Here is an 11,312-nt window from a genome sequence, read left to right on the forward strand (position 1 = left end):
GACCTATGAGAAAAGGATTTTGCCATGTGTGGTTTCATCGGTGTCTACCAGTCCAAACGCAACAGCATCAGCGACCAGTCGATCCTCGACGCCCTGGCCGCCATCAACCACCGCGGCCCGGACGAGCACAGCCTGTGGCGTGACCCGGGCGAGCGCGCCGTGCTCGGCCATACCCGCCTGAGCATCATCGGCCTGGACAACGGCATGCAGCCGATCGTCGCCGACGAAGGCGACCTGGCGGTGATCGTCAACGGCGAGTTCTACGACCACGAGCGCATCCGCGCCGAGCTGCAGGCCGAAGGCGCGATCTTCAAGACCGCCTCGGACAGCGAGATCGCCCTGCACCTGTACCGCCGCTCCGGCATGGCCGGGCTCAAGGAGCTGCGCGGCGAGTTCGCCATGGTCCTGTTCGACCGTCGTCGCCGCCTGATGCTGGCGGTGCGCGACCGCCTGGGCATCAAGCCGCTGTTCTACACCCAGCACGAAGGCAACTGGTACTTCGCCTCCGAGATCAAGGCCCTGCTGGCCGCCGGCGTCAACCCGACCTGGGACGAGAACGCCTATGCCAGCCGCGCCTTCTACCTGCGCGACCACACCTTGTTCGAAGGCGTGCGCAGCGTGCAGCCGGGCTGCTGGGTGATGGTCGACCACGGCGGCCTGCACAGCGGCCGCTACTGGGACATGGAATTCGCCCGCCGCGACACCCCGGCGCCGAGCGACGAGGCCGGCATGATCGAATCCGTGCGCGCCGCCATCGAAGAAGCCGTGCGCCTGCGCCTGCGCGCCGACGTGCCGATGGGCGTGTACCTGAGCGGCGGCATCGACTCCTCGGCGATGCTGGGCATGGCTACCGCCCTCAAGGGCGAGCCGCTGGATGCCTTCAACCTGTCGTTCACCGATATGGACGACTACGACGAGAACCGTTTCGCGCGCATGGCCGCCGAGCACAACGGCGCGCGCTTCCACACCATCGAGATCACCCAGGACGACCTGGCCGACAACTTCGAGCAGGCGGTGTGGCACAACGAGACGCCGTTCTTCAACGCCCACGGCGTGGCCAAGTACATCCTCAGCAAGGAAGTGCGCAAGGCCGGCCTGAAGGTGGTGCTGACCGGCGAAGGCGCCGACGAAGTGTTCGCCGGCTACCCGCACTTCCGCCGCGACATGCTGCTGTACAACAACGAACAACAAGACCCGAAAGTCATCGACCTGCTGCGCCAGCGCATCCAGGCCAACGAGCAGGGCTACACCAACGCGCACATGCCCCACGACATCCACTGGATGGTCGACCAGCTCAAGCACGGCGTGTCGTGGCTGGACAACCAGGCCGGCTGGTTCAAGGCCCTGGAGAGCCTGTACCGCGGCGACTTCCGCGACCACTTCACCGGCGTCGACCCGTACCGCCAGTTCTTCGACCGTCTCGACCACGGCAAGCTCGCCGACCGCGACCCGGTGCACAACTCCATGTACCTGTGGGCCAAGTCGTACCTGCCGAACTTCGTCCTCACCACCCTGGGCGACCGCATGGAGATGGCCAACAGCATCGAAGGCCGCGTGCCGCTGCTCGACCACCACGTGGTCGAACTGGCCTGCCAACTGCCGGTGTGGATGAAGGTGCGCGGCGCCACCGAGAAGTACGTGTTCCGCGAAGCCATGCGCCCTTACCTGCCCAAGGCCCTGTACGAGCGCAAGAAGCACTACTTCCGCGCGCCGCCGGCCACCCTGCAGCAGCAAGGCCGCCTGTGGCAGCTGGTGCAGGACACCCTGCACAGCCGTGACCTGGACGCGCTGCCGTTCTTCGACGCGGCCAAGGTACGCAGCCTGCTCAAGCAACTGCCGACCCTCAGCGCCCAGGAACAAGGCCTGCTCGACCCGATGCTGATGGAGCTGACCAGCCTGTGCCTGCTGCAGCGCCGCTACCGCATGAGCGGCCAGAGCTGGAACACCTTGAGCGAGGTGGCCGCATGAAGATCGCGATCATCGGCGCCGGCCTCAATGGCCTGGCCTGCGCCCTGATTCTCAAGCGCTTCGGCCTCGAGGCCACGGTGTACGAGCGGGCCCATGGCCCGCGCGACTCGGGCACCGGCATCTATGTCTGGCCCCAGGGCGTGCAGGTGCTGCGCTTCCTCTTCAACGACACCGGCTTCATCGGCCGCGGCAAGGCCATCGAGTTCCTCGACACCCATGGCCGCGACGGTCGCCTGATCCACAGCCAGCCGGTGCGCCCGGACGGCCTGGGGATCCCGGCGCCGGCGGTGATGTTCCCGCGCCCCGAGCTGTTCGGCCTGCTGCGCGAACGCCTGGCGCCGGGGCAGATCCGCTACCAGATGGGTTGCGAGAAGGTGGAGAAGGTCGGCGAACAGGCGCGGGTCACCTTCAGCAACGGCGAGCAGGAAGACTTCGACCTGGTGATCGGCAGCGACGGCGTCGGCTCCACCGTGCGCCAGTGCCTGGAGCCAGGGCTGACGCCCTATGACACGGGCCTGGTGGCCAGCCGCGGCATGGTCGAGTTCGACTCGCCGCTGCTGCTGCCCGACCGTTGCCAGATCTTCGCCTCGGAGTTCTCGCGGGTGGTCACCTACCCGCTGGCGGCCGACCGTCCGTACCGCTACTGGTTTGCCGCCTACCAGCACCGCAACCAGCCGCTGCTCGACCGCGACGGCCTGGTGCGGCTGTTCGCCGACCTGCCGCCGGATGTGGTGCGGATGATGGAAGCCACCGAGCACGAGCAGATCCTCACCCACAAGATGATGGCGCTGACCGGCGCCGGCTGCTGGCAGAACGGCCGCGTGGTGATGCTCGGCGACAGCATCCACGCCATGCTGCCGACCCTCGGCTACGGCCTGACCCTGGGCCTGGAGAACGCCTTCATGCTCGCCCAGGCCCTGGTCGGCTGCTGCGACGAGCGCCTCGACAGCGCCCTGCAGCGCTACGAGATCCGCGCCGCCGAGCGTTCGCGGGTGATGCTGGAAGTGATGCGCGACATGACCGACCTGTACTACTTCGAGGAAGACAGCGCCATGACCTCGTCGCGGATCCGGCCAATCGTCGAACGCTTCCACGACCTGGCCCTGACCACGGTGTTCTGAGGAGGCCGCCATGACCGACGCATACCGCCAGCGCTTGCAGGCCTTCGTCAGCGAGCGCATCACGCCGAACGTGGCGGCCTGGGAGCAGCTCGGCGCCTACCCCGCCACGCTCAACCGCGAGGCCGGCGCCGCCGGCCTGCTCGGCCTGGGCCATGACCACCGCCAGTTGCCGGACGACCCGCGGGCCGTGGCGGTGCTGATCGAGGAGCTGACCCGCAGCGGCGCCCAGGGCATCACCATGGGCCTGGGCTCGCACTTCGTCAGCCTCAAGGCAGTGCAGGCCACCGGCCACCCGATCGTCCACGACCTGGTGCCGGCGGTGCTCGACGGCCGCCAGAGCATCGCCCTGGCGATCACCGAGCGCCAGGCCGGCTCCGACCTGCGCGCCCTGGAGTGCCGGGCCACGCGCCAGGCCGATGGCTACCGGCTGAACGGGCACAAGGCGTTCATCTGCAACGCCACCCGTGCCGACTGGCTGCTGATGGTCGGCCACTGCGAGGACGGCCTGGCGCTGTTCCTGGTCGAAGGCTCCGCCGCCGGCATCCGCCACACCCCGCGCCAGGCCTTGGGCTGGCGCTGCCTGCCGCTGGCCGACCTGGAGCTTGTCGACGTGCCAGCGCTGCGCCTGACCGGCAAGGGCGGCGTCGGCCGCCTGCTGCAGGCCAGCCTGCAGCAGGAGCGGCTGAACCTGGCGGTGATGGCCATCACCAGCGCCGACATGGCCCTGCAGGCCGCCATCGACTGGTGCAAGAGCCGCCAGGTCGGCGGCAAGCCGCTGTTCGACAAGTCGGTGATCCGCCAGCGCCTGGCCGAGCACTACGCGCAGCTGACGGTCAGCCGCCAGTTCGTCGACACCTGCGTGGCCCGCCAGGCCGAAGGCACCCTGGACGCGCACCAGGTAGCCATCGCCAAGAACAGCGCCGTGCAGACCTTGGAAACCCTGGCCCGCGACGCCGTGCAGCTGCATGGCGCCCACGGCTGCGTCGAGCCTTCGTTGGTCGAACGCATCCACCGCGACGCCCGCCTGCTGGCCATCGGCGGCGGCACCCACGAAATCATGCTGGAAATCATTGCCCGGCACCTGTGAAGGATCACACCATGAGCACCATCAGCGACCACGCCGCCGCGCACTCGCGCGCGCTGCTCGAACATGCCTACCAGCGCTACTGCGGGCTGGAAATGCTGGAACAGTCCCCCGGCCAGTGCACCTGCCGGCTGACCGTTACCGATGCCATCGACAACCTGAGCCAGACCCTGCACGGCGGGGTGATCTACTCGATGCTCGACGTCACCAGCATGCTCGCCACCCTGCCCTTGCTGGGGCCCGACGAGTACGCCCTGACCAACAGTTTCAACACCCTGCTGCTGTCGGCCACGCCGCGCGACACCGAGGTGCTGTTCCACGCCAAGGTGATCCGCGACGGCCGCAACCTGATGTTCACCCAGGCCGAGGCCTGGCGGGTCAACACCGACGGCAGCCAGACTCGTATCGCCAGCGCGCAGCTGAGCAAGTTCAGGCTCAAGCGCGAGTGGTAATGGCGTAATCACCCATCACGTTCATCGCGGGGCAAGCCCGCTCCCACGCGATTTGTGGGAGCAGGCTTGCCCCGCGCTCGTTCCAGCCCAGAGCCCCTGGCGATACATGACAACCTTAAGGGTAATACCCTGATTATCTGCGCTTTTCACTCCAGCCCGATTGCTCAAGACTGCATGCCACACACATCACAGAAAGGATTCGCGCAATGAATCACAAGGTCCTGGTCATCCGCTCCTCGATCAAGTCCGACGGCGGCTTCTCCGGCCAACTGGTGGACAACTTCCTCAAGCAGCTCAAAGAGGTCAACCCCGAAGCTTCGGTGGCGGTGCGCGACCTGCACGCCCAGCCCATCCCGCACCTCAATGCGGTGACCATGGACGCCCTGTTCGGCGGTGACGCCAGCAGCATCGAGGCGGCCGCGGCGCTGAAGCTGTCCAACGAGCTGATCGAAGAAATCCAGGAAGCCGACCGCGTGGTGATCGGCCTGCCGCGCTACAACTTCGGCGCACCGTCGATCCTGCACACCTGGGTCGACTACATCGTGCGTGGCGGCGTCACCTTCACCTATGTCGACGGCGCCCCGGTCGGGCTGCTCGACGACAAGCCGGTGCACGTGCTCAACGCCAGCGGCGGCGTCTACAGCCAGGGCACCGACACCCTGGCCGGCTGGCTGTCGCAGACCCTGGGCTTCGTCGGCCTGAACAGCGTCGAATTCATCTACGCCGAAGGCCTGGGCATGGGCGAAGAGAGCCTGGCCGCGGGCCTGGCCGCCGCCAACCTGAAGATCCAGCACAGCATCGCCGCCCTCGGCGAGCGCCCATGCCCAAGCCTGGCCACCGCAGTAGGGAGGTAAGATGACCCGCAGCCAAGACAACCCGTCGGTCCAGGAGCTGTTCCTCAGCGAACTGGTGGCCGAGCCCAACCGCTACCACCTGTACATCTCCCACGCCTGCCCGTTCTCGCACCGGGTGCACCTGGTGCAGAGCCTGCTGGGCCTGGAAGACGCGCTGGACGTAACCTCGGTGGCGGCGCGCCGCCACGACCAGGGCTGGGAGTTCGACGAGCACGACCAGGACCCGCTGCACAAGGACGTCACCCTGCTGTCGAGCCTGTACGAGCGTTCGCGCCCGGGCTTTGCCGGCAACCAGTCGGTGCCGGTGCTCTGGGACCGCCAGCAGAACCGTATCGTGCACAACGATTCGGCGGAGCTGGCGCTGCAGATGGCCACCCGCCTGCTGCCCCTGGCCAAGACCCCGATCGACCTGGTGCCCGACCGCTCCAGCTGCGACATCGTCGAGCTCAACCAGTGGCTGCACACCAACATCAACCGCATGGTCTACCACATGGGCTTCGCCCCGGACCAGGCGAACTACGACGAGGCCTACAAGCAGTTCTTCGCGGCCATGGACACCCTCGAGCACCGGCTGCGCAAGCAGCCGTACCTAGTGGGCGGCAAGCTGAGCCTGTCGGACCTGTTCCTGCTGCCAACGCTGATCCGCTACGAGGCGGTGTACTACGTGCACTTCAAGGCCAACCACAAGACCCTGGCCGAGTACCCCGCGCTGTACCAGTACCTGGTGCGCCTGACGCAGATCCCGGCGATCTACCGCACCATCGACATGGCGCATATCAAGCTGCATTACTACTACTCGCACAACCACATCAATCCGACCCGGATCGTGCCGCAGGGGCCGGCGTTGAGCTGGTTGAACTGATCCACCGCCTCACTCCGGCCTGGCCACGCCACGCGCGCTGGCAGGCCGGAACCACCACCCCTGCTGCATGCCGGCAGCAGCGAGCAGAATCAGCCCCACCCCCAGCCACTGCAACGGCGCCAGGCGATGGTCGAAGGCCACCCAATCGACCAGGATCGCGGCGATCGGGTAGATGAACGACAACGCTCCGGTCAACGCCGTGGGCAGGCGCTGGATAGCGCTGTACAGCAACACATACATCAACCCCGTGTGCACGATGCCCAGCGTGACCAGGCTGCCGAGCGCCGGCAGTTCACCCGGCAGCCCACCCAGCTTCACCCAGGGCGCCAGCAGCAAGACGCCGGTACTCACCTGGATCAGGGCGATCAGGTGCGGCGGCGTGCCGGTCAGACGCTTGATGATCAGCGCCGCCACGGCATACAGAAACGCCGCACCCAGCGCCAAGGCGATGCCCTGCAGGTACTCGCCACCACTGGCCTGCCCCGCGCCATGAGCGCTGACGATGGCCAGCATGCCGAGGAACGCCACGCTCAGCCAGGTGAGTTTGGCCAAGGTGATCTTCTCGCCCAGGAACAGCGCCGCCAGCCCCACCAGCATGAACGGCTGGACGTTGTACACCGCGGTGCCGATGGCGATCGATGCCCGCGAATAAGAGGCGAACAGCAGTACCCAGTTACCGACGATCGCCACCCCGCTGACCACCGCCAGCAGGAAAGTCGCACGGGTCAGCACGCCCGGTTTGAGGAGGCCCATGGCCGCGCAGATAAGCAGCAAGGTGCCTGCACCGAACACGCAACGCCAGAACACCACCTCCAGCACCGGCTGCCCGGACACCAGCACGAACCAGCCGATGGTCCCGGAAATCAGCATGGCGGCGATCATTTCCAACGAACCACGGCGCAACGAATTGTCCATCTCACACCTCCAGTCGACGATGGGCACAGTATGCGGAGGGTTGAGGCTGACCTTCCAGCGGATAACCAAGGCAGATCAGTAACTGCACCTTTACTATCAAGGCAAATTTGGAAAATCACCTAACGAGGTAGCCATGACCGATGACATTGACCAGTTGCTGATCAACGCCCTGATGGAGGACTCGCGCCGCTCGCTCAAGGCACTGGCGCAGATCAGCGGCCTGTCGGCGCCCAGCGTCAGCGAGCGCCTGCGCCGCCTGGAGGAGCGCGGCGTGCTGCGCGGCTACACGGTAGAGGTGGACCCGCGCTGTTTCGGCTATCAGTTGCAGGCCATCGTGCGCATCCGCCCGCTGCCGGGGCAGTTGCAGGAGGTGGAACGGCAGATCGTCGCCATCCCCGAGTTCACCGAGTGCGACAAGGTGACCGGCGAGGACTGCTTCATCGCCCGCCTGCATGTGCGCTCGATGGAACAGTTGGACACGCTGCTCGACCGCCTGAATGTGCTGGCCGAGACCAATACCGCGATCATCAAGAAGACGCCGGTGAAGCGGCGGTTGCCGCCGATGGACTGAGAAGGTCCGGCAGTGCAGACGTCAGCCGACGCATGTTTCAGCCGGAACACGCACCGAACGTGTCCAGAAGTTGATCGACAGCGACGTACTCAACGAAGTGACTTGATGAAACCAGCCTTCAGGCAAGAACAGCAGGTCGCCAGGCCTCAGTCGAACGGGCAGGAATTCCACATTCCGGGCTGTCGGGAAATCCTCCCAGTTCGGCTTGTCCGGATTGAAATCACATCCTTCCAGGCCGCCATCCGGTGAAGTCGCCCAACTGCCCAAGGCCTCGCGATGATGCGGTGCGGCCAGCAGCATCGATTTCTCACCCCACACCTGGGCAAACAGATTGTCGCTGTCATCTCGGTGAAGTGGCGTCAGCGTGCCCTTCGGGCCCAGCCAGAACCTTGGCGCTATATACTGTGCCCGCTCGAACAACTCGGGAAACCGGATCAGTTGAAGCCATTGCTGCGGTACCTGATTGTTTCCCATGTACACAGCGGGTTCGTCACCGGTCGGCCCACTCGCCTCTTCCATCCCGGCGACGAAATCCACCACCCTGGTGGCCTTGAACTCACGCTCGGAAGAGAACGCATGGTCGGCGTAGTGCCCGTGCCGACTGATGCCCTGTACGTCGGCAAAATGCTCCAGGGCTTGCCCCATCGACATCTTCGCCAATGGCCAATCGTCGAGTGCCGAGCTAAGCACCAAGGGTTTGCCGGCTGCCCGGTAACGGGTTGTGAACTCGTGTACCGAAAGCTGTCGCGCGGTACGCCGCTCGATCCCGCCACGCATGTCCAGACGAGCCGATAATTGCTCGCTGAAGCGAGGGCGAGCCGGGTAGCGGCGGTCCATTTCCACCCGTTCCCCATCGCCGCCATGCAATGCTCGACTGACCAGGCGCGGAAGCAATGTCGCCAGCCCGAGGCGGCCGTCGATTTTCAGCTGCCCTTGGGCAAAGAGCGCTTCGATATCGGACTGCCCCTGCATGATTGCGAGAAACACTGACGTGTCCATGGCGATGGTCACATCTGCCTGTGAATGCATGCCCGCATGAACCTGGGTGCAAGCCGGCGCACGCACCCAGAAGTGTTGCTGCCCGGAAAACACGAACTGGAAGGTACCGGCAACCCCCACTTCATTGGCTCGCGCAAACAATGACGACAGCGCGGATTGCACTAACATGTCGACCTCCGATCAAGTCGCTTCAGGCTACTTTGCGAAGACAGTTCCGTGCCCACGCGTCACACCCTCCATTTCGGAGCGTTCGGCCAGTGCGCCATCGAACGAGATCAACCTGTCCGTCGTGGCTTTCCAGTCGGCCAGACGGTGATAGGCATTGATGAACCAGCTGAGATTCTCGCAAAGGTTGCCGAACGCCGAGTTGATCTGCATGACGTCACCAAACTGGATGGCACCGGAAAAGAAGCGCGGAACCGCCAGCAGGCTACTGAACACCAGCGAGAGCTGGCTGTAACTCTCGGTGAACAACGAAAGACGCATCTTCACGCGGATAGTGCGGCGCATGTTGGCCAGGCTGACATCGAGCTTTTCACTGATGCGGTCTTTTTCGCCATTGCGGCCTGACTGATCCCCCTGCTCGCAGGAGTGGTCCCGGAAACGGATGAGGAAATATCGCAGATCCGCCTCGGAACGCTGTTGATTATTGCTCAAGGAGACCAGTTTGAAGCCGATTTTCTGGCTGATGAAGGTGCCCAGCAGCGCGTAGAAAATGGCAGCCCAGAACATGTAGGCGGGGATATTCAAGCCCCACAGTTGCGCACCGCCTGAAATACCGATCAACACCACGCTGAACGAGACCACGCTGGCCAGGGTGTAGAACAGGCCACAGGCCAGGTCGATGGTCTCGAACGTGAACTTATTGATGTCTTCGGCAATGCGCTGATCGGGATTGTCAACCTGCCGCTCGATCTGATCGGGACGATTCGATTCGACGACCCAGGCAGACAAGTAGTGATTGGTCAGCCAGCGACGCCATCTCAGCGCGAAGACGTCGACCCAATAGGTAATCAGCACCGAACGAAACACCGAGAACAGCACAATGGCAATGAACACCAGCACCAGTCGATAGAAGGAGTAGGCATCGAGTTCTTGAATGGCATTATAGAAGTGCTTGTACCATTCATTGATCGCCAGTGCGGTGGCCACCGCCAGAAGGGACAGCACCCCCAATGCCAGCAGTGAGCACCAGGCGAAAAGCTTTTCTTCACTCTTCCAGTACAACGACACCAAACAAAAAGTTTTACGAAAAAATGACGACTTTTCGGAGGCGCCATTACCCCCACTGGAAAATTTCGAGTTCATTGACATCACGGAATATAAATTAATTATTAGCGGAGCCTGTATTGCCCCCAATAAAAACTCTGAACGGACTGTCTGACCGTCGCGCACAGGGTCATCACACTAAAAGTACATCTAACAAAATCCACCACGCTTTGCGATCACACCGATGACACCGGCAACCGCCAACTTCCCCTTGACGACGTATTCCACGATACACCACAACCCTCAGGCGCGTTTAACTTTACCCTTTTCCCCGGCCAACACACGAAGCGTCAGCGTTATCGCCAATGCCATCAACGTGTACTTCATGTAAATATTAATCATCCAATAGTCGGCCGCTGTCCCCACCGCTATTCCGATCGATATCGTCACGACCATGACGACGAGAGAGTTCATGGGCACATTCCAGATCACCTATTTCTGATGCCACGTATTTACGTCGGCAGAATGGCTTAAAGCCACTACTGATGCTAAGTCTATCGCCAGCGTACCGCTCCCGACACCCTACAGGTGTAGGGATGGCGCGGGGCCGTTTGCCGCCCCAAATCGAAAGGAAGCTCAAACACCCAGCATTTCGCAGCTATTTCAGTCTCTCCCGACCCTGCGGGCGGGCAACCGTTCAAGATTGACCGGACTGCCTGCACTGATGGTGGGCCATTGAAAGCATTTCGCAGTCACCCTGTTTTTGCACACCTGCAAGGCACTTTAGCCTTACAGGTGAGCCGCATCACCCTCTAAAAAAATTTAGACAATGACGGGTGAACAAAATAATAAATCAACAGGTAGATTACCGGCACTGATATCAGCCCCAGCACGCCCTCAGTATTCCAGCCAAGCTTGATTTTCAGGAGACCGGCCATTTTTTTGAAAAGCACCGCCAACAGCAAGGCCAACACCAAGTCCAAAACATATATCACCCTTACCTCCGATCTGCGGGTATTGATTTAACTTGTCATCATGAAGAAAGAGGCGACCTCATTTCGAGGCCACCTCTGTCACAACAAACGCTTAAGCGCCAGTCGACGCGCTACCCCAAAGTCTTGACCCATTACCCGCAATCACTCCGCCACCAAAGCCCAGTGCCGTCCCCGTGGCAATACCGCCAATACCTACAGGTCCGGTGGCAGCTCCCACCAGCGCGCCAACCCCTGCCGCTATCGCCAGGTCAGCTGCATTGATACTTCCACCACCGGTTTGGT

At 63.2% G+C, this 11,312-nt stretch carries 11 protein-coding genes; 7 read left to right on the forward strand and 4 right to left on the reverse strand.

Translation table 11 applies throughout. From position 1 onward, the window contains the following. The first annotated feature begins 24 nt into the window (after nucleotides 1–24). From asnB to BMY03_RS06995, 6 genes are all read left to right on the forward strand, one after another. On the forward strand, nucleotides 25–1,968 hold the full coding sequence (asnB, locus tag BMY03_RS06970) for an asparagine synthase (glutamine-hydrolyzing) (protein ID WP_094010623.1): 1,944 nt from the start codon (nucleotides 25–27) through the stop codon (nucleotides 1,966–1,968). Then, nucleotides 1,965–3,089, forward strand: coding sequence for an FAD-dependent oxidoreductase (locus tag BMY03_RS06975; RefSeq protein WP_038705689.1), 1,125 nt, complete (start codon nucleotides 1,965–1,967; stop codon nucleotides 3,087–3,089). The genes asnB and BMY03_RS06975 overlap by 4 nt, the downstream gene beginning before the upstream one ends. 10 nt (nucleotides 3,090–3,099) lie before the next feature. Next, nucleotides 3,100–4,176 carry an acyl-CoA dehydrogenase family protein gene (locus tag BMY03_RS06980; RefSeq protein ID WP_062360728.1) on the forward strand — a complete coding sequence of 359 codons (1,077 nt, stop codon included), beginning with the start codon at nucleotides 3,100–3,102 and terminating at the stop codon, nucleotides 4,174–4,176. Between the two features lie 11 nt (nucleotides 4,177–4,187). Further along, the gene (locus BMY03_RS06985) at nucleotides 4,188–4,625 is read left to right on the forward strand and encodes a PaaI family thioesterase (RefSeq protein WP_094010624.1); all 438 of its coding nucleotides are present in this window, start codon (nucleotides 4,188–4,190) and stop codon (nucleotides 4,623–4,625) included. 206 nt (nucleotides 4,626–4,831) lie between these two features. Next, nucleotides 4,832–5,479, forward strand: coding sequence for an FMN-dependent NADH-azoreductase (locus BMY03_RS06990; protein WP_023629104.1), 648 nt, complete (start codon nucleotides 4,832–4,834; stop codon nucleotides 5,477–5,479). 1 nt (nucleotide 5,480) lies between these two features. Next, entirely contained in the window at nucleotides 5,481–6,341 is an 861-nt protein-coding gene (locus BMY03_RS06995) for a glutathione S-transferase C-terminal domain-containing protein (protein WP_094010625.1), read from the forward strand. 9 nt (nucleotides 6,342–6,350) lie between these two features. Here the strand turns inward: BMY03_RS06995 and BMY03_RS07000 are convergent, their stop codons facing one another. Further along, nucleotides 6,351–7,256, reverse strand: a complete 906-nt coding sequence (locus tag BMY03_RS07000) for a DMT family transporter (protein WP_094010626.1) — start codon at nucleotides 7,254–7,256, stop codon at nucleotides 6,351–6,353. A 133-nt stretch (nucleotides 7,257–7,389) separates the two neighbouring features. On the opposite strand from BMY03_RS07000, the gene BMY03_RS07005 reads away from it, so the two are divergent. After that, on the forward strand, nucleotides 7,390–7,827 hold the full coding sequence (locus tag BMY03_RS07005) for an Lrp/AsnC family transcriptional regulator (RefSeq protein ID WP_094010627.1): 438 nt from the start codon (nucleotides 7,390–7,392) through the stop codon (nucleotides 7,825–7,827). A gap of 21 nt (nucleotides 7,828–7,848) precedes the next feature. Here the strand turns inward: BMY03_RS07005 and BMY03_RS07010 are convergent, their stop codons facing one another. The 3 genes from BMY03_RS07010 to BMY03_RS26325 all read right to left on the reverse strand — a co-directional run bounded on the left by BMY03_RS07010 (nucleotide 7,849) and on the right by BMY03_RS26325 (nucleotide 10,509). Next, nucleotides 7,849–8,994 (reverse strand): cupin-like domain-containing protein, encoded by a 1,146-nt coding sequence (locus BMY03_RS07010; RefSeq protein WP_094010628.1) that lies wholly within the window; start codon nucleotides 8,992–8,994, stop codon nucleotides 7,849–7,851. 27 nt (nucleotides 8,995–9,021) lie between these two features. After that, complete coding sequence (locus BMY03_RS07015) at nucleotides 9,022–10,134, reverse strand: SbmA/BacA-like family transporter (protein WP_160291072.1); 1,113 nt, start codon at nucleotides 10,132–10,134, stop codon at nucleotides 9,022–9,024. A 204-nt stretch (nucleotides 10,135–10,338) separates the two neighbouring features. Further along, a complete protein-coding gene (locus BMY03_RS26325; protein WP_158659542.1) occupies nucleotides 10,339–10,509 on the reverse strand; it encodes a hypothetical protein in 171 nt (56 codons plus the stop codon). Between the last annotated feature and the right edge of the window lie 803 nt (nucleotides 10,510–11,312).

This window comes from Pseudomonas soli, from assembly GCF_900110655.1.
Lineage (GTDB): Bacteria > Pseudomonadota > Gammaproteobacteria > Pseudomonadales > Pseudomonadaceae > Aquipseudomonas > Aquipseudomonas soli.

Coding starts and splice junctions, on each gene's coding strand:
- asnB (WP_094010623.1), top strand. CDS start 25: ATGTGTGGTTTCATCGGTGTCTACCAGTCCAAACGCAACAGCATCAGC.
- BMY03_RS06975 (WP_038705689.1), top strand. CDS start 1,965: ATGAAGATCGCGATCATCGGCGCCGGCCTCAATGGCCTGGCCTGCGCC.
- BMY03_RS06980 (WP_062360728.1), top strand. CDS start 3,100: ATGACCGACGCATACCGCCAGCGCTTGCAGGCCTTCGTCAGCGAGCGC.
- BMY03_RS06985 (WP_094010624.1), top strand. CDS start 4,188: ATGAGCACCATCAGCGACCACGCCGCCGCGCACTCGCGCGCGCTGCTC.
- BMY03_RS06990 (WP_023629104.1), top strand. CDS start 4,832: ATGAATCACAAGGTCCTGGTCATCCGCTCCTCGATCAAGTCCGACGGC.
- BMY03_RS06995 (WP_094010625.1), top strand. CDS start 5,481: ATGACCCGCAGCCAAGACAACCCGTCGGTCCAGGAGCTGTTCCTCAGC.
- BMY03_RS07000 (WP_094010626.1), bottom strand. CDS start 7,256: ATGGACAATTCGTTGCGCCGTGGTTCGTTGGAAATGATCGCCGCCATG.
- BMY03_RS07005 (WP_094010627.1), top strand. CDS start 7,390: ATGACCGATGACATTGACCAGTTGCTGATCAACGCCCTGATGGAGGAC.
- BMY03_RS07010 (WP_094010628.1), bottom strand. CDS start 8,994: ATGTTAGTGCAATCCGCGCTGTCGTCATTGTTTGCGCGAGCCAATGAA.
- BMY03_RS07015 (WP_160291072.1), bottom strand. CDS start 10,134: ATGAACTCGAAATTTTCCAGTGGGGGTAATGGCGCCTCCGAAAAGTCG.
- BMY03_RS26325 (WP_158659542.1), bottom strand. CDS start 10,509: ATGAACTCTCTCGTCGTCATGGTCGTGACGATATCGATCGGAATAGCG.